Source organism: Pseudomonas sp. S2_F03 (assembly GCF_054668335.1).
On record NZ_CP162759.1, the window covers coordinates 1,237,919 to 1,261,336 of the forward strand.

The following is a 23,418-nucleotide window of genomic DNA, read 5'->3' on the forward strand; positions in this document are numbered from 1 at the left end:
CTGGAAATTCAAAGCTGATCTGTAGAGCATGTGTAGCAGCTGGCGAAGCCTGCGTTCGGCTGCGCAGCAGTCGTAAAACCTGAGCACGCGGTTTTCCTGTAACACCCCATTGTCTGATCTCACGACTGCTGCGCAGCCGAACGCAGGCTTCGCCAGCGGCTACAACACTTTCACTTCAAAGGACTGTTATGACAATTCATGCTTTCTCCCCTCTGCAAACCCTTGCCGCTCAATTGCTGCCCCATGCGCTGGAACCCTCGGAGGACGGCGCCCACGATCTGTCGCACTTGCACCGGGTCTGGCACACCGTGCGCACACTTCACGCGCAGGAAGGGGGTGATCTTGAGGTGCTGCTGGCAGCGGTGCTTTTGCATGATTGCGTGGCGATCGAGAAGAACTCGCCATTGCGATCGCAAGCGTCGCGAATGGCTGCCGAGAAGGCGTGCGCCGTGTTGGCCGACCTGCATTGGCCAAACGAAAAAGTCAGCGAAGTGGCCCACGCCATCGAAGCGCACAGCTTCAGCGCCAACATCCCCCACCTCGCTCGAAGCGAAAATCATGCAGGACGCCGACCGCCTCGACTCCCTCGGTATGCTCGGTGTAGCGCGCACGTTCTACGTGGCCGGGCGCATGGGCAGCGCGTTGTATGACCCGTTCGACCCGGAGGCGAAGCACCGCGACTACGACGACACGCGTTTTTGCCTCGACCATTTCCAGACCAAGCTGCTGCACCTGGCGGACGGTTTCCAGACCCCGACCGGTCAAGGCCTGGCGCAGATCCGACATGCACGATTGAAGGGTTTCATGGAGCAGTTCAAGGAAGAGATCGGCGCCTGCTGACGGCAATACTCCGGCCAGCACTAACCCTGAAATCGGTAACCAGGGACCTAACATCGACGCCATGCGTGATAGATAGAGGACGCTCACTTCTTTCGGGTCAAGGAACCGTTTCATGTCCAGCGCAACACCCCCAGTCTCCGGCCGGTTGTTCGGCTTGTTTTGCCTCGCCAGCTATTTGCTGTCGCTGTCCTATGGCTCGACCTTTTTGCTGTCGTTGCTGATCGGCTCACGCGGCGGCAATGAACACGATGCCGGCAGTGTGATTTCGGCCGCCATGCTCAGTACCTTCGCTGCGGTGATTGTCTCCGGGCACTTGTCCGATGCGCTCGGCGCTGCGCGTTCGATTGCCGTGTTTGGCGTGTTGCTGGCAGCGGCCAGCCTTGGTTTCGCCTTGACGCCTGGCTTCGGCAATCTGCTGTTGTTTTTCGGACTTCTGCTGGGACTGGGTTGGGGCGTGTTCTATACCCTCGGGCCGATCATTGTCGCCAGTCTGGTGACGCCGGCCCAACGCGCGAAATACTTTGCGCTGCTGTCGGGCAGCATGATGACCGGGATCGGCAGCGGGCCGTTGCTCGGCCGGGCGGCCAGCGCGCTCGGCTATCCGGTGACGGCAGCGTTTTACCTTGCTGCGCTGGCCAGCCTGATCGGTGTTTTGCTGTTCTGGCGACTGGATGCACAGCTGAAAAAATCGCCCGCGCCGTCCACTTCGGCCGCCAGGATTTCCTGGCGGGCGACGGCGCAGGTGCTGTCGTCCAAAGCGGTGTTCCCGATCATCATGGTCGGCCTCGGCGGGTGCGTGTTCGGCGGGCTGTCGAGCTTCCAGACCAGTTACGCCGCATCGCGTTCGCTGGACTACTCGCTGTTCTTTTTCGGCTTCATGGGCGCGGCGATCAGCAGCCGGATGCTGATTGCCGGGATCGTGGTCAAGCGCGATCCGTTGCGGGCCTCCTGCCTGTTGTCCGGCCTGATGATGGGGTCGATAGTGATGTTTGGTTTCGTCGTCGACAGCGGGTTCAGCTATGTGTTGGCGGCCGTGATGCTCGGGGTCGGTTACGGCTTGACCTATTCGGTGATCAACGGCCTCGCGGCCAACGAAGCACCGCATGGCACCACGTCGCAAGCCTTGTTGCTGTTCAGCCTCTGCTACTTCATCGGCGTGTTTGGCTTTCCGTTGCTGGCGGGGAAAATCATCGTCGAGCAAGGCATGCCGGCGCTGCTGATGACCGTGCTGGCAGTGGCCTTCGTCAATTGGTCGATCACCGTGGGCCGGTTGATCTGGCGCCGGGTCGCAACACCGGAAGCGATGCGCCAGGCCTGAACCGTTCGTCGCTCATCAGGCACCAATCCAGATTGGGGGCAGACCAACATCAGGTAAGGACTCTATTAATCGGAGACGATGCCATGATCCTGTCCAGGTTGACCGCCCTCTCCTTTACCGCCCTGTTGTCTTGCGCATCCCTGGCCGGAACGCTGGGCGCGAGCACCGGTCCGACCAACCCGGTCGAGGGCCCGAAGGCACCCGCTATCCAGAGCGCCCCCGGCATGAACACCAATGGCACAGGTGTCGACAGCAGCCTGCCGCCCTCCACCGGGACGGACCCGAGGACTCAGGGCAACGATGCCGGCCGCCAGGGCGGGTTGAATTCTACCGGACACCAAGACACCCAGCGAAGGCGGTCTCGGTTCGAGTGATAGTTCGGGTAAAAAAGGTGGCCTCAGCCCATAACGATCAACATCCCTGAAGCGTGGAAGCAAAGACATACCCTGATCGAGGCGTTACGCAAGACGTGTTAAGGCCAGGATTGATGTTGAGTTTACTGGCCCCTTCGCGGGCAAGCCCGCTCCCACAGGTTTGGTTGTGAACACAAGAATTGTGTACGACGACGTTCATTGTGGGAGCGGGCTCGCCCGCGAAGGCGAAAAATCAGGCGCCGAACGTCTCGCGAATCAACGCATCCACTTCATCCGCCATCGGCGAAGTCGCCGGCCCCCACCGTGTCACCGCCAACGCCGCGGCCGCATTCGCCCGGCGTGCTGCCTCCAGCGCCGACAAGCCTTGCGCCAATCCGGCAACAAACACCCCGGCATGTGCATCACCGGCGCCGTTGCTGTCTATGGCCGCCACCTTGAAACCCGGCACATGCTGACGATCGCCACGCTGGCTGATCCAGCACCCTTGCGGGCCATCGCGAACCACCATCAGCACCTCGGCCGGCAGATGATCGACCAAGCGATCCAGCGCCTCGGCAATGTCCGGCGCGCCGGTAAAGCGCAGCGCTTCGACACTGTTGCTGGTCCAGATATCGATGTGCGCCAGCAAGGCTTGCATCAATGGCTCATCCGGCGAATCCACCAGCGGGCCCGGATCGAACATCACCGTGATCTCTTTCGGCAGTTCCAACACCCAATCCACCAGCGCCTGAGCCTTGCCAACCTGCAGCAGGCTGTAGCCACTGACGTAGACAAAGTCGCCCGCCTGCGCCGGCACACTTGCCAGGTCGCCAGCAGTCAACTCGCCTTCGGCACCGATGTAGGAAATGAAACTGCGCTCGGCCGACGCTTCCGTCACCGCTACGCACAATCCCGTGTCCCGTTCAGCGCGGTGGGCGATGCCGATCCGGATGCCTTCAGCGCTCATCGCCTCACGCGCCAGGTCGCCGAAACGACCAGTGCCGTGACGTCCGAGGTAAACCACGGCCAGGCCATTACGCTGCGCGGCAGCCATCACATTGAAGCCACCGCCGGCTTCGAAACTGGCGGACTGGGCCAATACATCGCCGCCCGCCTGCGGCAGTTTATCCACGGCCATGACCAGGTCGATGATGACCTGGCCGGTGTGCAGCAATCTAGGCATGAGCATTCTCGGTCATGGCGGCGCGGCGATCTTTTGCGCCGCCGAGTACCCAGTAGATCCCGCCGGCCACCAGGAAGGTTACGATCCAGCCCAGGCCGTTATGACCCAGCCACGAATCGGACAGGAAGCCGCGGAACCACACAGTTTGTTCGGTGGTGCCGATGGTGGTGAAACTGAAGCCCAGCACGATCGCCACCGCCCACGCCCCGAACGCGCGCCATTCGATACCGCCGCTGTACCAGTAAGCGCTGCCCGGGCTGACGTCGAGCAGATCTTTGGGGCTGTAGTAGTGACGGTGAATCAGGTCGACGACGAAGATCCCGACCCACGCGGTGATCGGTACCGCCAGCAAGGAAATGAAGGTAATGAACGGGCCGTAGAAGCTGTCTGCAATCAGCATGAAGTAGATCGAACCGGCGAAGATCGCGACGATATCGACCACCACGGCGTGCACGCGCTTGACCTTCAGACCGAGGGTCAACGTGGTCAGGCCGGCGGAGTACACCGACAGGTTGTTCGACAGCAGCAACCCGCCGAACGCGGTGATCAGGTACGGCACCGCCATCCAGGTCGGCAGCATGTCGCGGATCGCGACGATCGGGTCGGTGGCCGAGGCCAGGTCGTTGTTACCCACCGACAGCAGGCCGCCGAGGGTGATCAGCAACACCAGCGGAATCCCCGCGCCGAACGCTGCCGAGGCCACGAGGCGCACGGCTTTGACGCTGCGATGCTGGTAGCGCGACATGTCGGCACCGGCGTTGGCCCAACCGATCCCGGTGCCGGCGGCCATGGTGCCGACGCCGATGATCATCGCGCTCAACGGCGCCGGCGTGGCGTTGAACACCGCACTCCAGTCGATGGTGGCGCAGAGGAAACCGCCGACCAGAATGTTCAACGCGCCGAACACGTAAGTCGCCCACTTCTGGATCACCAGCAACGTCGCGTGGCCGAGGCCGGACACCGACAACGTCAGCAGCACGAAAATCGCGATAAACACCAACGTCAGGACCGGCGCGCTTTTGGCTTCTACCGGCGAGCCGAACAGGATCGAGCACAGCGACAACAGCACGAACGCGGCGGTGGTGGTGTTGACGGTTTCCCAACCCAGACGCGACATCAGCGAGACCAGGGTCGGACCGATGTTGCCGCGCACACCGAAGATCGCGCGCGACAAGGTCAGGCTCGGTGCGCGACCACGACGGCCGGCGATGGAGATGATCCCGACGACGGCGAAGGAACCGGCGGCGCCAAGGATCGCGACGATGATCGCCTGCCAGATCGCCAGCCCCCGAAACGCCACCAGCGTGGCACCCAGCGGCAGGCCAAGGATGGAAATGTTGGCGGCAAACCAGACCCAAAACAGTTGCAGCGGATGACCGTTGCACTCCGCTTCCGGCACCGGTTCGATGCCGCGTGTTTCCAGTTGCCCGGCACTTTGCCCGGCGGTTGATGAACTCATGAAAATGCTCCTGTTGCCATTTTTGTGGTTGTGGGCAATGACGGAAGTTGCGGTGGAAAATTCAAATAGGTGGCGCGCCTCGCGGGCAAGCCCGCTCCCACAGGGGATGCATCGTACTTGTGGGAGCGGGCTTGCCCGCGAAGGCGTCAGCGCGGTCAGCGCAAGGCCAACAGCCCCTGCACCAACGGTTCCAGCTCCAGATCGTTGACCGCTTTGACCGTATCGATCATTGCCGCTGGCCAACTCTCAAGGCCCAGGCAGGCCCCGAGCATGGCGCCGAGAATCGCCGCGATGGTGTCGGTATCGCCGCCTAAACCGGCGGCCATGCACACGGCTTCGAAGGCGCTCATCTCGCCGATGGCCACTTGCTGAGCCAGGGCAAACGACACCACCACCGACTCCTGCGAGGCCACCGAAGTACCGATCACGTCATACAGCAGATCCGCCAGCAACGCCTTGTCACTGTCGACACTGATGCTGCGCGCCCAACTGATGCGCGAAGCCATCCGCCCGCCCGCCACCCAGTGGCCATGACCTTCGGCTTTTTGAGCGATTTGCTGACCGAGGTTCAATGCCTCGCCCAGGTCCATGCCATTGATTCCGGCCGAAACCACCGCCGCCACCGCCGCTGCGCTGGAGATGCCCAGCGTGGTGTTGTGGGTGACCTGACAGGCCTGCACCACGGCGTCGATAAAGCGCTCAGGGTCGGCGACATCCGCCGCAATCCCGATGGGCGTAATACGCATCGCGGCGCCATTGGTGGTGCCATAGCGCCCCGCCTCTTCAGGCGAATGACCCGCCAGGATCATCTCGATCGCCTGCTTGGTCGAAGGCCCGAGCAAGTCTTGCGAGCCCTTGGCCTGCATCTCGGCTTCCCATTCGATCAGGCGTTGCGCAAGCATCGACGGCTCGATCCTGCCCTTCCCTTCAACCAGCAACTGCCCGACCAGCATCGCCTGTTCAGTGTCGTCGGTGATTGAGCCTTTGGGCATGTTGGCGGCGATGGGTTGATCGGGGCCGGCATCCTGCAAATCGGTGATTTCGCCGAAGCGGGCCTTGATCTCGGTACGGCTCAGCGATTGGGTCGGCATGCCCAGCGCGTCGCCCAGGGCCAGTCCGTAGAACGCGCCAAGGGCACGATTGAGCGCGGTCATGAAGAAGTTCCAAATTGCAGGTGCAGGCGAAAATGCACGGGATCGAGCAGGCTTTCGACCTGTTCCATGAAGCGGTTTTGCCGGTCGTAGGTGGTGCGCAACGCTTTGAGGAACACCGTGCCGACCGGACGGCCCAGCAACTCGGCGTCTTCGGCATTCAAGGGTTCTGCGCCGATCCATTGATCGCCGCGCTCGCCGATGTAGCCGTAAGCGGCCAGAGTGATGGTCAGGGAGTTGTCGATCAGGCCAACGCGCGGCAGGCTTTCCAGGCCTCCGGTGGCGGGCATCAATGAGCGTTCAAGGGAAACCAGCGTGCCGTCGTTGGAGCGGCGACGACGGTCGAGGGTGATGAACTGGTCGGTGCCAAAGCGTGGCAGCAGATCGGGACGGGTGACCGCCTCCAGCCGCAGCACTTCGGTGTTGATCAGCGCGCCGCTGTCGGCCAGTGCCTGCGCCCAGCCACTGCGCTGATCGAGCACCACACCGTCGAAGGTGACGATGGAACCGACCCCGCTTTGCGTCGCGATGTAGTTGCGCCGTTTCAACTCGGCCAGGGCTTCACGCAGCGTACCTCGGCTGACTTTGAATTCTTGAGCCAACTGATGCTCGCCCGGCAGCAGAAAGCCGTCCTCCATGAGGCCGCTTTCGATGCGCCGGATGAGTTCGTCGACCACCCGTTGTTTCTTGTCAAATCGTACCTGTCTAATCATGTACAAAGTGATAACCGAAACGGGCGACGGCGGGCAAGGGATATTTAGGGGAAGTGACGGAAGGAGGACCGTCATGTAGTCAATGATCGTTCAATGATCGTTCCCACGCTCTGCGTGGGAATGCAGCCCGGGACGCTCCGCGTCCCTGCCGAAGCGGACGCGGAGCGTCCATTGAGGCATTCCCACGCAGAGCGTGGGAACGATCAGTATGACGTCGGATCAGTCAGCGTTGCTTGAGGCGGTCGATGACAACGGCCAACAGCAAAATCGAACCGCGAATCACGTACTGGTAAAACGTGTCGATGTTCTTCAGGTTCATCGCATTCTCAATGATCGCCAGAATCAGCACCCCGGCAATCACGTGCCGGATCATGCCGATTCCGCCACTGAGCGACACCCCGCCCAACACACAGGCCGAAATCACCGTCAGCTCAAAACCCTGGCCGATCATCGGCTGGCCGGAGGTCATGCGCGAAGCCAGAATCACCCCGGCCAACGCCCCGATCACGCCATGCACGGCAAAGATAATGATCTTGGTCCGATCAACGTTGACCCCTGCCAGCAACGCCGCTTCCTGGTTACCGCCGATGGCCATGGTGTTGCGCCCATAGGTGGTGTAGTTCAACAGCCAGCCGAAAAACAAAAAGCAGACAATGGTGATCAAGATCGGCACCGGCACGCCAAACAACTGGCCGTTACCGAAGACGAAGAACTGCTCTTGCGAAACGCCGACCGCTTTACCGTTGGCGAAGATGTACGCCAGACCGCGAACGATTTGCATGGTTGCCAGCGTGGTGATCAACGCGTTGACCCGCAACTTGGCGATCACGATCCCGTTGATCAGCCCGACAATCAGCCCCATGAACAGCGCCGCCACCACACCGAGAAATACGCTGTTGGTGTCGCGCATCACCACTGCCGCCACCACGCCGGCGCAGGCAATCACCGAGCCCACCGACAAGTCGAAGTGCCCGGACGCCAGGCAATACAACATCGTGCACGCGGCAATCCCGGTGGTCGAAATCGCCAGGCCCAGGCCGCGCATGTTCAGCGGCGAGAGGAAGTTGTCGATCAGCAACGTACACAGGACGAAAATCCCGACCGCCGCCAGCAGCATCACCCAGTCATCGAGAAAGCGCCGCAGGTCGAGCGGTTTGCGCTGGGTCGGCAAAGTGTTGTTTTGGGTTGTCATCATAGTCACCTCTCAGTTCGCCACGCCGTCAGCGCGTTGGCGCGGCAAAGCCAGTTGCAGCAGATTGGATTCGTTGGCCTCGGCGCGAGACACCTCGCCGCGCATCGCGCCTTCGCAGAGCACCAGAATACGGTCGGAAATGCCCATCACTTCCATCAGGTCGCTGGACACCACAATCACCGCGATGCCGCTTTCGGCCAGGTTATGGATGATCTGGTAAATTTCGGCTTTAGCACCAATGTCGATACCGCGAGTCGGTTCATCCAGCAGCAGGACTTTCATCGGCATCGATAGCCAGCGACCCAGAATGGCCTTCTGCTGATTGCCGCCGGACAGGTACATGATTTTTTGCTGGGCGCTCGGCGTCTTCACCTTCAGCGCCTTGATCTGTTTGTCGGCATTGCCCTTTTCCCACAAGCCGCGCAACAGGCAGCCGAAGGTGGAGTGCGCACCGCGAGCGCTGATGTTGATGTTCTCGGCGACACTGGCGAGCGGCAGGATCCCCTCCTTCTTACGGTCCTCAGGGCACAGCAGCACACCGGCGGCGATGGCATCGCGGGGTGAACGCAGTTTCAATTCATGGCCCCGTAATTCCAGGCGCCCGGCGGTGTTGCGCTCCAGTCCGCTGAGCAAGCGGAACAACTCTGTGCGCCCCGCGCCGACCAGACCGAACAACCCCAGGATCTCGCCTTTGTGCGCCTCGAAACTGACCGGTTCACGCAAGCCTGGCCCCAGCAGTCCCTCGACTTTAAGCGCCACTGCACCCCGTTTCCGGGGTCGGTAATCGTAGATGTCCTGAATATCGCGACCGACCATGCACGTGACCAATTGATCGTGAGTCAGCTCGCGCATGTCTTCGAACGTGCGTACGTAACGGCCATCCTTGAACACCGTCACGGCGTTGCAGATGCGGAACACTTCTTCCATGCGATGGGAGACGTAGAGCACCACTTTGCCTTCATCGCGCAGGCGCCCGATGATCGCCATCAATCGGTCGATTTCTCGCGCCGACAGGCTGCTGGTGGGTTCGTCGAACGCGATCACATGAGCGCCGCGGGACAGTGCCTTGGCGATTTCCACCAATTGGCGCTGACCAAGGGACAGGCGCCCGACCTTCTCTTGCGGATCAATTTCATCGGCCAGCCCCTTAAGACAGGCCAGCGCTTGTTGGCGCAAGGCGCCGCGATTGATCAAGCCGAAACTGGCAGGCAGATGCCCCAGAAACAGGTTTTCCGCGACGGTCATTTCGGGCACCAGGTGCAGCTCCTGATGGATCACCGCGACGCGGCTGGCGATGCTGTCGGCGGTGGACTTGAAGACCATCGTCTGCTCGCCGATCTGCAGGGCGCCACTGCTTGGAGAGTAGGCGCCGCCGAGTATTTTCAGCAGCGTGGATTTGCCGGCACCGTTTTCGCCCATCAAGGCGTGAACCTGCCCCGGATGCGCGACGAAGCTGATGCCATCCAGCGCCTTCACGCCGGGAAAGGTCTTGCCGATCCCGTTGAAACGCAGGCTGCCGCCAACGCTGTGTTCGTGTGTCTGTAGTTGCGCGTGCATAAAACCACCTCTTCACACAGGTCAGGCAGCCCCGTCGCCAGGGCCGCCGTTGAACTCAACCAGCCGTTAATTCCAGAGGCCGATCTTTTCCAGTTCCTGCTTGAAGTTGTCGCGCGTGATCAGTGTCACGTCGTCCATGGCGGTGTACTTTGCCGGTTCGGTGCCGGTGGTGACCCACTCGTACATCATGCTGGCGGTGTTGTAGCCCTCGATGTGGGGGCTGGGCAGCATCGAGCCGAAGAAACCGCTGTCAGGTTTCTTTAGTTCACCGATGGCGTCGGTGCCGTTGATGCCGATTCCGATGACGTTGGCCGCGGCAAAACCGGCGCTTTCGGTGGCGCGCACGCCGCCGAGCACGGTGTTGTCGTTCATGCCGCCGATGATCAGGTTTTTCGCCGCACCCGGCAGTTTCACCAGTGCCGAGTTGGTGGCGTCCATGCTGCCCGGTACGTCGAGGGTTTTCAGCGCCGAGAACAGGATGTGGTCCTTGGGCATGCCCGCGTCTTCCAGCGCCTTGACCGAACCGTCGGTGCGTTTCTTGCCGGTGTCGAGTTCGTTGTAGGTGTTGATCACCGCATAGGTGTCTTTCCAGTCCCAGCCGCGTTTTTTCGCTTCGGTGGCCATGGCGTGGCCTTGTTTCTGACCGACTTCAAAGGCGGCCATGCCGAGGTACGGAACGTCCTCCATGAACTTGCCGCCAGCATCGACAAAGCGGTCATCGACGGCGATCACTTTCAAGCCGTTGAGCTTGGCCTTGGCCATGATCGCAGGGCCGAGGGACACGTCGGGCGGGCAAATCACGAAGCCCTTGGCACCGTTGGCGGCCAGGCTGTCGATGGCGGAGAGGGTTTTCTCGCCGTCCGGCACGGCGATTTTGATGAGGGTGAAGCCCTTCTCTTTGCCGGCTTTTTCAGCGAACGCCCATTCCGTCTGGAACCAGGGCTCTTCCGCTTGCTTGACCAGAAAACCGATTTTCACTTCCTCGGCCGCCAGCAACGTACTGCTCAGGCTGACCGCAGTAACCGCCAAAGCGGCACAGCACAGGGAACGGATCCCACGACGACGATTCATAAGCAGACTCCTTGTTATTTTTTTTGAGCGTTATTTGAAAGCCGGTGCAAACGGTGAAGCTAATAGTCATATCGTATGATGATTGGCTTTCAGGCGTAATTCCGCGCCTGAAAGCCGTTTTGTTCAGTCGTGGTACATCACCGAGCGACCACCATCGATGGTGATGCACGACGCATTGATGAACGGCGCTTCATCACTGGCCAGGAAAACAGCGGTCATGGCCACTTCAATCGGCTGACCGATGCGGAGTGGTGGATGCAAATCAAAGGCGCGCTGACGCTCGGCATGTGGATCGGCGAAACCGTTCCAGTAATCAACGTTCAGCTGGGTTTCGATATAGCCCGGCGCGATGGCGTTGACGCGAATGCCCTTGGGCGCGTATTCGATGCCGAGTGCGCGTGTCAGGCCGAGCAAGCCGTGCTTGGCCACCGGGTACGGGAAGCAGCCCGGAATGATGTGGGTGGAATGGGTCGAGGCAATGTTGATGATGCTGCCGATGCCTTGCTCGATCATTTGCGGCAGCACAGCCTTGCAACCGTACCAGGCGCCGTCGAGGTCGATGGCGAAGCAGCGGCGCCAATCTTCTTCAGTCATTTGCAGTGGATCGCGGAACACGTTGACCCCGGCGCAGTTGACCAACACGTCGATTCGCCCGTGAAGGTCGATCGCCAGCCTGGCCATGGCGTGCAGGTCTTGCTGGCTCGACACGTCGGCCTTGATCGCCACTACATCGACGCCCTGCTCACGCCAATGCGCCGCGACTTTCTCGACTTTTTCGGCCTGGATGTCGCTGATGATCAGCTTGGCCTGCTGCGATGCGAACGTCGCGACGATGGCCTCGCCAATACCCTGGGCGGCACCGGTCAGCAGGACCACTTTGTTTTTAAGACGCTCGCCTTTGGGCGGCTCAGGCACCGGCGGCAAGGAAAGGGGTTCAGCCATGAATCAAGACTCCTTTTTCGGGCACGAAAAAAACCGGGCATCTGTCGATGTCCGGTCAAAAGGCTGTATGGAAAATCGCTGCATCACTTCACCTGTTTTGTTTTTTTTAAGTGTGAGTGCGTGTAACTGATGGCCGACTATAAACCTGCCCGATAAAAAATCTCAATATATAATTTTGCATCCCATATTTTGGGATTTATCCAGCGAAGCGCGTACAAGGCTTTCCAGCCACGTCCACTCGAATGGACAACATCGCGCCGTCCAGCGGGTGGTTGAGCGGGCTCGCAGCGCTGGTGATGTACAGGGTTTTCAAGTCTTCGCCGCCAAACACGCAACTGGTGGGCCGGCTGATCGGCAGTTCGATGACTCGATCAATATGGCCGTCCGGCGTCAGTCGGATCAGGCAATTGCCGTCCCAGCGGGCGTTCCACACATAGCCTTCGGCATCCATGGCCGAGCCGTCGGGAACGCCCCGTTTGTCGGGACCGAACCAGACATAAGCGGTGTCCAGGTTGCCGTCGGCATGGATGAAATACCGGTACAGCGTGGCGTCGAGGCTGTCGGCGAAGTACAGCGTCGTGGCGTCTTCGCTCCACAACAGCGTGTTGGGAATCCCCAACCCCCGCAGCAGCGGCGTGACCCGGGCATCGCGGTCGATGCGAAACAGACCGCCGGAGCGACGCGTGACGGGCAAGTCTTCGCCGTTTTCACCGATGTTGTTTTGCATGGTGCCGAGCCAGAGCCGACCCTGCGCATCGCAACGGGCTTCGTTGGGGCGATTGCCGGGTTGCGGGTCGGCGACGCAGAACAAGGTCAGGCGTGGCTCAAGGCCTGGGGAGTCGAGGTCCAGCCGATAGACGCCACTGCTCAACGCGACTAACGCATCACCGCTTTCGCAGGGGATGAACGCGGAGATGTGTTCCGGCATTTCCCAGATCTGTACGTTGGCACCGATCAGCCGCAACGCCTGTTTGCCGGCGATGTCGACCCAGTACAAGGCTTGCGTGCGCACGTCCCAGAACGGGCCTTCGCCAAGCCGTGCACGGTGCTGGGTAACCGCATTCAACGCCATGAAACCTCCATTCTTATTGCTTTTATGTGATCAGCTGACCTTTTTGTCGGCCATGACTTGCGGGTAGTAACGCTTGATCGCCAGCTCCGCGTTGTCGATCAGGGTCATGCAGGCCCACACCCCGCGCGCAGCATCGCGGGCGGCGATGGCATCGGCCATGTCTTTGTGAATCGGCAACGTACGACGCAGCTCATCCGGATCAGCGGCGGAAACCTCGAAGGATACCGCCAGCAGCGCGCCGAGGGCCGGGACCATTTGCTCGATGAATTGATTGTGGCTGGCGGCGAGGATGCACTCGTGGAATATCCGGTCGGCGCGGTTGTAATCGACGCCGCTGTCCACCGCCCGCGCCAGCGCGTTATAGGCTAACAGCACGGCTTGCACCTGTTCGACAGTGGCCCGCTCGCAGGCCCAGCGTACGGCCATGGGTTCGATGGTGCGGCGCAGGTCGAGCAAGTCGTCGACGAAGTTTTCCGGCAAACCGCTGCGTGACAGCCAGCCGACGACTTGCGGATCGAAGAGATTCCAGCGACGCACCGGCAACACTCGCGTGCCGACCTTCGGCCCGACTTCGAGCAGGCCTTTGGCGACCAGGGTTTTGATGGCTTCGCGGATGACCGTGCGGCTGACACCTAATTGCTCGCCCAGATCGGCTTCTACCTTGAGGGTTTCGCCGGGCTTCACCTGGCCTGCGGCAATCCAGCAACCGAGCCAATCGACGGTCGACGCATGAAAACTGCTGGACATGGATACCTCAGAACCGGGCGCGATGGAGCCCCACGCTAATCATCATACGATTAGGTGTCAATTTGATTTTTGGATGAACACTGGGAGCGTCAAGGCTCCAGGCCGATGGGAAAGAACTCCCCGCCACTCCACACACCCAACCAGCGCTGCCCGTCGATCTCACGGCTCACTGCCAGCTCCACCAATTGGTAGAACACATTGCGGTGAATCAAGGCTTCGAGATTAGTACGCACATGAACGTAAGGCGCAGGCTCTTGCGTGACCGGGTCAATCACCACGCGGATCGGATGTTCGGCACCCGCCTGCGCAGTTTCGTCGACGTTGGTGGTGAAGTTCAGGATCTGAGCCTCGCCCTCGCCTTCCACATCAACGGCAACTGCCACAAACGGTGCATCATCGACCTTGATCCCGACCTTCTCGACCGGTGTGATCAGGAAATAGTCGTCGCCATCGCGGCGAATGATGGTGGAGAACAGTTTGACCATCGGCTTGCGCCCGATTGGCGTGCCCAGGTAGTACCAGGTGCCATCGCGGGCAATACGCATGTCGATGTCGCCACAGAAATCGGGGTTCCACAGATGGACCGGCGGCAAGCCTTTGGTTTTGGGGATTTGCCCCAACAAATCGTTGGCTTTTTGCGGGCCACTCATGGCGTTCTCCCTGGATTACTGGTTACTGATCCCGATCAGGCTGCGCGCATATTGCTCCAGCGGCGGGCCAATCAGGTCTTCTGGCTTGTTGTCGTGGAACGTCAGTAAACCGCCACGACTCTTGATGCGTGCAGTATCAATCAAATACTGGGTGCTGGTCTCGATCAACATGATCTGAATCACGCCGCTGTCGATGCCGAGACGGTCCACATACTCCTGATCGATCCACTCATCGGTGTTGCCAATACGGTCGTCCGCCTTGGCGAACCGGGTGTAAAGCAAGTAATGCGCACCGGCGGCACGGGCGTCCGCCATAGCCTGGTCGAGGCCTTCGGGAGTTTGGGCGCGGCGCACCATCGGGAAGTATTCGATAAAGCCGTTGAAAGCTTCTTCAGCCACCGCGTTTGGTCGCGGATAAACGATACCTGGTGGCGCGAAAGGACCTTGGGCGATGTAAATGAACGAGTCCGGCTGAATGCGCAGATTGTTCACCCGACGGCTGTCGCTGTGATCCAGCAGTCCCACGTCACTCATCTGGTAGTGAGTCTCTTCAGCCATGTCGCTGACTTTCATGCAGCCACCAAGCGCCAAAACGGCCAGCAGCAAAACCAGGCTACGCATCCTACCCTCCAGAGGCCGGTGACGGAAAACCGGCGAATGGCCATGGGATGCAGCTTCCGCGCCAGCTCGGGAGAAGCACGCCCCTGTAGCAGCTGGCGAAGCCTGCGTTCGACTGCGCAGCGGTCGCAAGATCAGGCGATACGGTACTCCAGATATATTTTGATTACAGGATTTACGGCGGCTTCGCAGCCGGACGCAGCCTTCGGCAGCTGCTACAGGGGAGCCTGCTCAGCCGCCGATGATCTTCATGATGGTTGCACCACCGGAGAATGCCACTTCCTGCTTGTCGCCCAAGGCTTTCACCAGCAGGCGCTGCAAGGCGGGCAGCGCTTGATGACGCGGTTTGTCCAGCAAGTCGCCGACATAATGGCGATTGCTCGACGACAGGCAGCCATGCAGCCAGCCCGTGGACGAAAGACGCAAGCGTGAGCAGGTGCGGCAGAACGGCACACTCTCGTTGGCGATGACGCCGAAATGGCCCAGGCCGGAAATCTCGTAACGCACCGCCGTGGCATCGACCGGCGCATCGGCTTGCAGATACTCATAACGCTCGCCGATCAGGCTCAGCAACTGCTGAAGGCTGACGAACTGCTGCAGGAACGCATTGGAGTCGGTCGCCAGATGGCCCATGCGCATCAGCTCGATGAAACGCAATTCATAGCCGCGCTCCAGGCAGTAATCGAGCAGCGGCATCACCTGATCAAGATTCTGGCCACGCAGCGGCACCATATTGACCTTGATCTTCAGGCCAGCGGCCTTGGCTTGATCCATGCCATCGAGCACGGTCGCCAGATCGCCGCCACGAGCGATGCTGCGAAAAGCGCCGGCGTCCAGGGTGTCGAGGGAAACGTTGATACGACGAATGCCGGCATCCACCAGCAACGGCAGCTTTTTCGCCAGAAGCTGACCATTGGTGGTCAGGCTGATGTCTTCCAGGCCCATCTTGCCGACGGCCGTCATGAAGGCTTCTAGTTTGGGGCTGACCAGCGGCTCGCCGCCGGTGATGCGCAAGCGTTCGATGCCCGCTGCTTCGATCAGATAAGCTACGCCGCGTGCCATGGCCTCGGCCGACAACTCATCCTGCGCAGCCACCAGCCGCTTGCCGTTAGGCACGCAATAGGTACAAGCGTAGTTGCAGGCGGAGGTCAGACTGATCCGCAAATTGCGAAAACGCCTGCCTTGACGGTCAACGATCATGGATCACTCCGGCGAAAGTAATAGAACGACTAAAACTTGACTCACAAATCAAGTTTTAGCAAGTCCCATGCCTGAGTATATTCCTGCGGTACTGCGCCATATAGCTAAATCATGGCGCAATCAGGCGGCTGGATGGTTCAACTGCTCGGGGTGTCGGTATCGCGCTTGCGCTTGTTGCCCATACGCACGCCGATGTCCATCAGGAACTGGAAGAAACCTTCCTGATCTTCCAGCACATTGCTCCAGAACGGCGAGTGATACAGCGCCACGGCGCCATGCACCAACGCCCAGGAAGCGCAGTAGTGAAAGTAAGGCGGCACGTCTTCGAGCTTGCCTTCGCTGATCCGGCCTTTGATCAGCAGGGTCAGGCGCTCGAAGTTCGAGGCGCGGATCTTGTGCAGTTCCTCGACCATCTCCGGCACTTGATTGCCCTTGACCACCTTCTCTTCCAGCCGGTCGAACAATCGATAGCGTTGCGGGTCGCGCATGCGGAATTCGAAGTAAGCCCGGGACAGCGCTTCTTTGTCCTTGTCGACATCGGCCGAATGCAACAGCTCGTTCAAATCACGCTCGTAATCGAGCATCAGGCGCAGATAAATCTCGGCCTTGGACTTGAAGTGCTTGTAGATCGTGCCTTTGCCGATACCGACGGCATCAGCAATCATCTCGACGGTGACACTGTCTTCACCTTGATCGAGGAACAGCTTGAGCGCGGTATCGAGAATTTCTTGCTCGCGGCGACGAAACTCACGGACCTTACGAGGTTCTTTATGCATAAGAAAAGGTCTGTTGGGGTCAAAATTCGAAGCCGCGTATTATGCCTAACTTACGCAAAAATGCACGGATCATCCGACCATATCTGTGTTTCTTGATGATTTCCCGCAGAGTCGCCAGTGGATGAGAACGCTTCCGAAGCGGGCGTATTCCAAAATTGTTTAAAAACCTTGGCCGGGAAACTGGACGAGGCGCAATAGTGATCAATACTTGAAATGTCGGCGGGACATCTCCCCCAAGTGTTGCGCCGATATTGGTACCAACGGACCGCGTGCCATTGTTTTACTCCTAATGGTCTTAACCCGGATTCACCCCCCAGAACCCGGGTTTTTTTTGCCTGCGATTTAACCTTTCACATGCGCCAGCGGGAACAGCCGCTTGAAGTTCGCCGTGGTCTGCTCGGCAAATCGCTCGTAAGGCTCGCCTCGCAACATTGCCAGAAACTCCGCGACTTCACGCACGTACTGCGGCAGGTTCGGCTTGCCGCGATACGGGATCGGCGCGAGGTACGGCGAATCGGTTTCCACCAGCAACCGGTCGGCAGGCACCTTGCTGGCCACATCGCGCAGCGCATCGGCATTGCGGAAAGTGACAATACCGGACAGGGAAATGTAATAGCCCATATCCAGAGCCGCCTTGGCCATGTCCCAATCCTCGGTAAAGCAATGCAACACGCCAGCCTGAGGCAACGCCGCTTCACGCAACAGGTTCAAGGTATCGGCGCGAGCGCCCCGGGTGTGGATGATGACCGGCTTGCCAGTCTGTTGGGCCGCTTGCAGGTGCAGGCGAAACGACTCCTGCTGTAACTCGGCCGCTTCCGGTTCGTAGTGATAATCCAGACCGGTTTCACCGATCGCGACGACGCGTGGGTGATTGAGTTCGCGCAACAACCAATCCAGCGCCGGCGCTGCGCCCGGTTGCACATCCAGCGGATGCACGCCGACCGAGCAATCGACGTCGTCATAACGTTCGGCCAGGGCTTTGACCTCGGCGGCGTTGTCGACGCTGACGCCGATGCACAGAAAATGCCCTACCCCGCGCTGACGGGCTGCATCGAGCGCAGCATCCAGAGAGCCGTCGTGGGCGGCGAGGTCGAGACGATCAAGGTGACAATGGGAATCTACGAGCATAAAAAGGGCTGCAACTTACATCGTATGAGTGGGACGGTCGGACTTGAGGGCTCCGGCCAGATGGGTTTCGATTCGACTGCGCGCAGTGTTGTCGCCGTCGTTGAACTGCACGCCGACCCCGGCGGCCCGGTTGCCCTGAGCGCCTTTGGGGGTGACCCAGGTCACTTTGCCAGCGACGGGAATCTTCTCGGCTTCGTCCATCAGGTTCAGCAGCATGAAGACCTCATCGCCCAACCTGTAGCTTTTGTTGGTCGGGATAAACAGGCCACCGTTCTTGATGAATGGCATATAGGCCGCGTAAAGCACCGACTTGTCCTTGATGGTCAGGGACAAAATGCCGTTACGCGGCCCAGGGTTGACGAGTTCATTCATGCTGACCTCCACTGCTGATGAACAGAGTCTAGGCCCGGACGATCACTTCTGGGTAGGCAGGGATGCCCATTGCACCAGGAGCGCTTCCAGCAACAACACCCGGTTCAGGTTGGCCTTGCTCATCACCTTCTGGCGCTGGGCGAGGATCCAGTCCTGAATACCGAGGACTTTGTCCTGACTGGTTTTCTGCGCCAGGTACTGAACCACCTTGCGCATGTCCGCCAGACCCAGGCCTTCTTCATCCTGGGTTAATTGATAACGCAGAATCAGGCTCGACCAGTCACAAAACCAGTCGAACAACAGCAATAACGGGATCGCATTCCAGCCTTCGGCCAGTTGCGTCGGCGACTGTTGCTGCTTAAGCAACTTCTTCACCCCATCGACCACCAGCGCCCGCTGCTCGCGCACGCCTTGCGCTTGCAAGGTAACCGCCGCCAGTGGCGAACCCGCGGCCAGGGTCAGCAGTTCGATACGCTCCTCTTGCGAGCAATCCGGCAAGGCTTGCGCCAGCCAGGTCAAGCTCATCGCTTCGCTCGGCAACGGGCAGGCTTGCTGCACGCAGCGGCTCTTGATGGTCGGCAGCAGGCGACTGGTCTGGTGACTGACCAACAGCAAAACGGTATCGCCCGACGGCTCTTCAAGGCTTTTGAGCAAGGCGTTGGCGGCGTTGACGTTCATCGATTCGACCGGCTCGATCAACACGACTTTGCGCCCGCCCATCTGCGAGGTCTGCACCACAAAGCTGACCAGTTCACGCACCTGATCGACCTTGATCGCCTTGTCGGCCTCCTCCGGTTCCAGGATGTAATTGTCGGGATGGCTGCCAGCCTTCAGCAGCAGGCAGGACTTGCATTCGCCGCAAGCGTCCTGCGCGGTGGGCCGCTGACACAGCAGGCTGGCCATCAAGCGTTCGGCCAGCGCGCGCTTGCCGATCCCGGCCGGGCCATGCAGCAGATAGGCGTGAGCGTGTTGCTTACGACCGGCCAACTGCTGCCAGAGACCGTCCTGCCACGGATAGGCCTCAGCCACGGGTCAACTCCAGCAGGCGCGGCAACAAGGCGTCCAGGGACTGTTGAACCTGTGCCAGTGGCTGGGCGGCATCAACCAGGACATACCGCGCAGGATCCGCTTTCGCGCGCTTGAGGAACGCACTGCGCACCGCATCAAAAAAGGTTCGGCCTTCGAGTTCGAATCGATCCAGTCGACCGCGAGCGCTGGCGCGGGCCAGACCGACTTCTACCGGCAAGTCGAAGATCAGCGTCAGGTCCGGGCGCAGATCGCCCTGGACGAACGTTTCCAGGGTTGCGATGCGCTCCATCGACAAACCGCGACCGCCACCTTGGTAGGCGTAGGTTGAATCCGTAAAGCGATCGCACAACACCACCGCACCACGCGCCAGCGCCGGGCGAATCACCTCGGCCAGGTGTTGGGCGCGCGCGGCGAACACCAGCAGCAATTCGGTGTCGGGGTTTATGACTTCATCAACCGGCGCCAGCAGCACTTCGCGAATTCGCTCGGCCAACGGCGTGCCGCCCGGTTCGCGGGTCAGCACCACCTCGATACCGGCAGCGCGAAGACGCTCGGCCAGGTATTCGCGATTGGTGCTTTTGCCGGCGCCTTCCGGGCCTTCCAGGGTAATAAACAAGCCAGTCACAGGCAGTCCTTAGTCAGAATTATTGCGGGCTTTGCGGCGCGACTGCATCCGGCGCGGGCTCAGGTGCGGGAGCCGGCTCGGATTCAGGTGCAGGCGTCGGTGCAGGTGCAGTTTCTTGCGGTGCTACCGGGGGCATTGCCTCGGGATCGGGATCAGGCGAAGCCGCCGGAATCGGCGCCTCGGTATCCGACGTTTCGGCACTCGTCGCCTCAGGCGCAGGGATCGGCGCCGGGCTGGAGCGGTAATCGGCACGACGCTTGAGCTGGAACTCGCGCACCGCGTTGTTATGGGCGTCCAGGTCATCGGAGAACACATGGCTGCCATCGCCGCGCGCGACGAAGTACAGGCTGTTGCCTGCCACCGGGTTCAACGCGGCATGGATCGCTTCGCGGCCAACCATGGCAATCGGCGTCGGCGGCAACCCGGAGATCACATAAGTGTTGTACGGGGTCGCTTCCCTGAGATGGGCGCGGGTCAATTTGCCGCTGTAGCGATCACCCAGGCCGTAGATCACCGTCGGGTCGGTCTGCAGCAACATGCCGATCGCCATGCGGCGAACGAAAACACCGGCAATCTGCCCGCGCTCCTGCGGCACGCCGGTTTCCTTTTCCACCAGCGAAGCCATGATCAGCGCTTGATAGGGTTCGGTGTATGGCACGTCGGCAGCGCGTTGATCCCACTCTTTGGCAAGAACTTCGTCGAGGCGGTCATAGGCTTTTTTCAGCAGATCGACGTCGGTCATGCCACGCACAAACCGATAGGTATCCGGAAAGAATCGACCTTCCGGGAAAATCCCGCGGTGACCGAGTTTCTCCATCACCTGGGTGTCGCTCAACCCGTCCAGGGTCTGTTCCAGTTTTTCGTCTTTGGCCAGGGCTGCGCGCACCTGACGAAAATTCCAGCCTTCGACCAGGGTCAGGCTGTACTGAACCATTTCCCCACGCTTCCACAGGTCGATCAACCCCTCGACCGTCATGCCCGGCGTCATGCGGTATTCGCCGCTGTGCAATGGCTGTTTGGGGAGATTGAAGCGCCAGTAAACACGCAGCCAGAACGCGTCCTTGATGACGCCGTCGGCTTCGAGTCGATAGAAGGTGCGGGTGGGTGTCGTGCCTTTGGGCACTTCCAGCAATTTTTCCTGGGTGATGTTTAGCGGTTGTTCCAGCGCCGAATGAATTTTCCAGGCAGAAGCGCCCAGACACAGCCCCGCCAGTACCAATCCGGTTTCCAGCAGCAGCAAGAGTTTACGTCTCACGTATCAAGCATCCAGTAGCGCGCGGGCAATGGTTTGGAGTTTACGGGTGAGCGGCCCAACCGGCCAGCTCAGCGCAGCATAGGCGCGCACCGGCCAAACGCCATACACGCTGTTGCAGACAAAGACTTCATCGGCCCATTGCAGCTGTTCCAGCGTGATGTCAGTAATTTGTGTAGGAATTCCCGACGACTCGGCTTGAGACAATAATTCCGCACGCATCACGCCAGCCACGCCACAGCGTTTCAAATCGGCCGTGATCAACACGCCATCCCGCACCAGGAACAGATTGCTGAACACTCCTTCAATGACACGCCCGGCCTGATCGAGCATCAAGCCTTCGGCATGTTCGGTGTCTTGCCATTCGGCACGGGCAATCACTTGCTCAAGACGGTTCAGGTGTTTGAGCCCGGCGAGCAGCGGTTGCCTGGACAGTCGTGTGGTGCAGGGGAACAGGCGAACGCCCTGCTCTGCATGAACAGCCGGATAAGCAGCAGGAGGATTGCCTTGCAGAATACGTCGGGCCTGGGCCGAAGGATCGGGGGCGTAACCACGCAGGCTGTCGCCGCGCGTGAGGATGAGCTTGAGCACGCCCTCACCCAATGTGACGGCGTAGGCCAACAGTTCGTTGCGGATCAGTTCGTGATTGGCGGTGATAGCCAGCCGCGTGCAACCTTGCGCCAAACGCGCCAGATGCCGGTCCAGCAACAGCGGTTGCCCACCATGCACGGCAATGGTCTCAAACAGACCATCGCCGTAAGCCAGGCCGCGATCCTTCAGCGACAGAGCGTCAGCCGGCTGACCGTCGACCCAGCTCTCCATCAGTCAGCGAACCGACGGAACACCAAAGAGCCATTGGTCCCGCCAAACCCGAAGGAGTTCGACAGCACCACATCGATGTCCATGTTGCGCGCAGTGTGCGGCACGAAATCGAGGTCACAGCCTTCGTCCGGCTCATCGAGGTTGATGGTGGGCGGCGCTACCTGGCTGTTGATCGCCAGCACGCTGAAGATCGCTTCGACTGCACCCGCCGCACCCAACAGGTGACCGGTCATGGATTTGGTCGAACTGACTGCCAGCTTGTAGGCGTGATCGCCAAACACCGACTTGATTGCACAGGCTTCAGCCAGGTCACCGGCCGACGTCGAGGTACCGTGGGCATTGATGTACTGAACCTGATCGGCATTGACCTTGGCATCGCGCAGGGCATTGGTGATACAACGTGCGGCACCCGCACCGTCCGCCGGTGGCGAGGTCATGTGGTAAGCATCGCCACTGGTGCCAAAGCCGATCAACTCGGCATAGATGGTCGCGCCACGCGCCTTGGCGTGTTCCAGCTCTTCGAGCACCAGAGCACCGGCACCGTCGGACAACACGAAGCCATCACGGCCTTTGTCCCAAGGACGGCTGGCACGGGTCGGCTCGTCGTTGCGGGTCGACAGCGCACGGGAAGCACCAAAGCCGCCCATGCCCAAACCGCATGCCGCCATTTCGGCGCCGCCGGCAATCATCACGTCAGCTTCGTCATACATGATGTTGCGAGCAGCCATGCCGATGCAGTGCGTACCGGTGGTACACGCTGTGGCGATGGCGTAGTTAGGCCCCTGTACACCCAAGTGGATGGACAGAAAACCGGAAATCATATTGATGATCGAGCCAGGCACGAAAAACGGAGAAATCCGTCGTGGGCCAGAGTCATGCAGAGTGCGGCTGGTTTCTTCGATGTTGGTCAGACCGCCAATACCCGAACCCATGGCCACGCCGATGCGCTCGCGATTGGCATCGGTGACTTCAAGACCTGCGTTACGCACAGCCTGAAAACCTGCGGCCAGACCGTATTGAATAAACAGGTCGAGCTTGCGAGCTTCCTTGACCGACAGGTATTCCTCGACATTGAAGCCCTTTACCGAGCCGCCAAAACGGGTGGAATAGGCAGAAAGGTCGGTGTGTTCGATCAGACCAATGCCACTGCGGCCAGCCAGAATGCCCTGCCAACTGCTCGGCACATCCGTGCCCAGTGGCGACAACATACCCATACCGGTGACTACGACGCGTCTACGCGACACAGCACTCTCCTTTTTTCAAATGACGACTTTGCATCAGGCCTAAAGAAAAAACCGCACGCCGTGATGGCAGTGCGGTTTTTCCATGACAGCAAGCAACGATTACA

22 protein-coding genes and 2 pseudogenes are annotated in these 23,418 nt (G+C 60.2%); 3 read left to right on the forward strand and 21 right to left on the reverse strand.

Annotation, left to right across the window (positions count from 1 at the left end; all coding sequences use genetic code 11):
• Positions 1-188 precede the first annotated feature (188 nt).
• The 3 genes and pseudogenes from AB4N76_RS05905 to AB4N76_RS05915 all read left to right on the forward strand — a co-directional run bounded on the left by AB4N76_RS05905 (position 189) and on the right by AB4N76_RS05915 (position 2,566).
• Positions 189-840, forward strand: a pseudogene (locus AB4N76_RS05905) (HD domain-containing protein).
• A 112-nt stretch (positions 841-952) separates the two neighbouring features.
• Entirely contained in the window at positions 953-2,158 is a 1,206-nt protein-coding gene (locus tag AB4N76_RS05910) for an MFS transporter (RefSeq protein ID WP_046031705.1), read from the forward strand.
• Positions 2,159-2,241: 83 nt separating this feature from the next.
• Positions 2,242-2,566 (forward strand): annotated as a pseudogene (locus AB4N76_RS05915) (hypothetical protein).
• Positions 2,567-2,764: 198 nt separating this feature from the next.
• Here the strand turns inward: AB4N76_RS05915 and AB4N76_RS05920 are convergent.
• From AB4N76_RS05920 to fabF, 21 genes are all read right to left on the reverse strand, one after another.
• Positions 2,765-3,694 (reverse strand): PfkB family carbohydrate kinase, encoded by a 930-nt coding sequence (locus AB4N76_RS05920; RefSeq protein ID WP_460164261.1) that lies wholly within the window; start codon positions 3,692-3,694, stop codon positions 2,765-2,767.
• Positions 3,687-5,153, reverse strand: coding sequence for a purine-cytosine permease family protein (locus tag AB4N76_RS05925; protein WP_046031702.1), 1,467 nt, complete (start codon positions 5,151-5,153; stop codon positions 3,687-3,689). The genes AB4N76_RS05920 and AB4N76_RS05925 overlap by 8 nt, the downstream gene beginning before the upstream one ends.
• Positions 5,154-5,308: 155 nt before the next feature.
• The gene (locus AB4N76_RS05930) at positions 5,309-6,307 is read right to left on the reverse strand and encodes an ADP-ribosylglycohydrolase family protein (protein ID WP_046031701.1); all 999 of its coding nucleotides are present in this window, start codon (positions 6,305-6,307) and stop codon (positions 5,309-5,311) included.
• The gene (locus AB4N76_RS05935) at positions 6,304-7,017 is read right to left on the reverse strand and encodes a GntR family transcriptional regulator (RefSeq protein ID WP_046031700.1); all 714 of its coding nucleotides are present in this window, start codon (positions 7,015-7,017) and stop codon (positions 6,304-6,306) included. Before AB4N76_RS05935 ends, AB4N76_RS05930 begins: the two co-directional genes overlap by 4 nt.
• A gap of 223 nt (positions 7,018-7,240) precedes the next feature.
• Entirely contained in the window at positions 7,241-8,209 is a 969-nt protein-coding gene (gene araH / locus AB4N76_RS05940) for an L-arabinose ABC transporter permease AraH (RefSeq protein WP_046031830.1), read from the reverse strand.
• A gap of 12 nt (positions 8,210-8,221) precedes the next feature.
• Positions 8,222-9,766, reverse strand: coding sequence for an L-arabinose ABC transporter ATP-binding protein AraG (gene araG, locus AB4N76_RS05945; protein WP_046031699.1), 1,545 nt, complete (start codon positions 9,764-9,766; stop codon positions 8,222-8,224).
• 66 nt (positions 9,767-9,832) lie between these two features.
• Positions 9,833-10,837 (reverse strand): substrate-binding domain-containing protein, encoded by a 1,005-nt coding sequence (locus AB4N76_RS05950; RefSeq protein ID WP_046031698.1) that lies wholly within the window; start codon positions 10,835-10,837, stop codon positions 9,833-9,835.
• Positions 10,838-10,960: 123 nt separating this feature from the next.
• Positions 10,961-11,779 carry an SDR family oxidoreductase gene (locus tag AB4N76_RS05955; RefSeq protein WP_460164262.1) on the reverse strand — a complete coding sequence of 273 codons (819 nt, stop codon included), beginning with the start codon at positions 11,777-11,779 and terminating at the stop codon, positions 10,961-10,963.
• Positions 11,780-11,975: 196 nt separating this feature from the next.
• On the reverse strand, positions 11,976-12,851 hold the full coding sequence (locus AB4N76_RS05960) for an SMP-30/gluconolactonase/LRE family protein (protein WP_460164263.1): 876 nt from the start codon (positions 12,849-12,851) through the stop codon (positions 11,976-11,978).
• 30 nt (positions 12,852-12,881) lie between these two features.
• Positions 12,882-13,598, reverse strand: coding sequence for a FadR/GntR family transcriptional regulator (locus tag AB4N76_RS05965; protein ID WP_046031695.1), 717 nt, complete (start codon positions 13,596-13,598; stop codon positions 12,882-12,884).
• An 89-nt stretch (positions 13,599-13,687) separates the two neighbouring features.
• Positions 13,688-14,248, reverse strand: a complete 561-nt coding sequence (locus AB4N76_RS05970; protein WP_046031694.1) for a DUF1285 domain-containing protein — start codon at positions 14,246-14,248, stop codon at positions 13,688-13,690.
• Positions 14,249-14,263: 15 nt separating this feature from the next.
• Positions 14,264-14,869: a DUF4823 domain-containing protein gene (locus AB4N76_RS05975; RefSeq protein WP_077431539.1), complete on the reverse strand. Its 606-nt coding sequence runs from the start codon at positions 14,867-14,869 to the stop codon at positions 14,264-14,266.
• 228 nt (positions 14,870-15,097) lie between these two features.
• The gene (locus AB4N76_RS05980; protein WP_077431537.1) at positions 15,098-16,066 is read right to left on the reverse strand and encodes a GTP 3',8-cyclase MoaA; all 969 of its coding nucleotides are present in this window, start codon (positions 16,064-16,066) and stop codon (positions 15,098-15,100) included.
• 137 nt (positions 16,067-16,203) lie between these two features.
• Positions 16,204-16,842, reverse strand: a complete 639-nt coding sequence (locus AB4N76_RS05985; RefSeq protein ID WP_008152317.1) for a TetR/AcrR family transcriptional regulator — start codon at positions 16,840-16,842, stop codon at positions 16,204-16,206.
• 342 nt (positions 16,843-17,184) lie between these two features.
• Entirely contained in the window at positions 17,185-17,970 is a 786-nt protein-coding gene (locus AB4N76_RS05990; protein ID WP_077431535.1) for a TatD family hydrolase, read from the reverse strand.
• 15 nt (positions 17,971-17,985) lie between these two features.
• Entirely contained in the window at positions 17,986-18,342 is a 357-nt protein-coding gene (locus AB4N76_RS05995) for a PilZ domain-containing protein (RefSeq protein WP_046031690.1), read from the reverse strand.
• Positions 18,343-18,384: 42 nt separating this feature from the next.
• Positions 18,385-19,371: a DNA polymerase III subunit delta' gene (locus tag AB4N76_RS06000; RefSeq protein WP_077431531.1), complete on the reverse strand. Its 987-nt coding sequence runs from the start codon at positions 19,369-19,371 to the stop codon at positions 18,385-18,387.
• Positions 19,364-19,996 carry a dTMP kinase gene (gene tmk, locus AB4N76_RS06005; RefSeq protein ID WP_460164264.1) on the reverse strand — a complete coding sequence of 211 codons (633 nt, stop codon included), beginning with the start codon at positions 19,994-19,996 and terminating at the stop codon, positions 19,364-19,366. The genes AB4N76_RS06000 and tmk overlap by 8 nt, the downstream gene beginning before the upstream one ends.
• A 19-nt stretch (positions 19,997-20,015) precedes the next feature.
• On the reverse strand, positions 20,016-21,251 hold the full coding sequence (mltG, locus tag AB4N76_RS06010; RefSeq protein WP_460164265.1) for an endolytic transglycosylase MltG: 1,236 nt from the start codon (positions 21,249-21,251) through the stop codon (positions 20,016-20,018).
• A 3-nt stretch (positions 21,252-21,254) separates the two neighbouring features.
• Positions 21,255-22,070, reverse strand: coding sequence for an aminodeoxychorismate lyase (pabC, locus tag AB4N76_RS06015; RefSeq protein WP_046031686.1), 816 nt, complete (start codon positions 22,068-22,070; stop codon positions 21,255-21,257).
• Entirely contained in the window at positions 22,070-23,314 is a 1,245-nt protein-coding gene (gene fabF, locus AB4N76_RS06020; RefSeq protein WP_046031685.1) for a beta-ketoacyl-ACP synthase II, read from the reverse strand. Before fabF ends, pabC begins: the two co-directional genes overlap by 1 nt.
• Between the last annotated feature and the right edge of the window lie 104 nt (positions 23,315-23,418).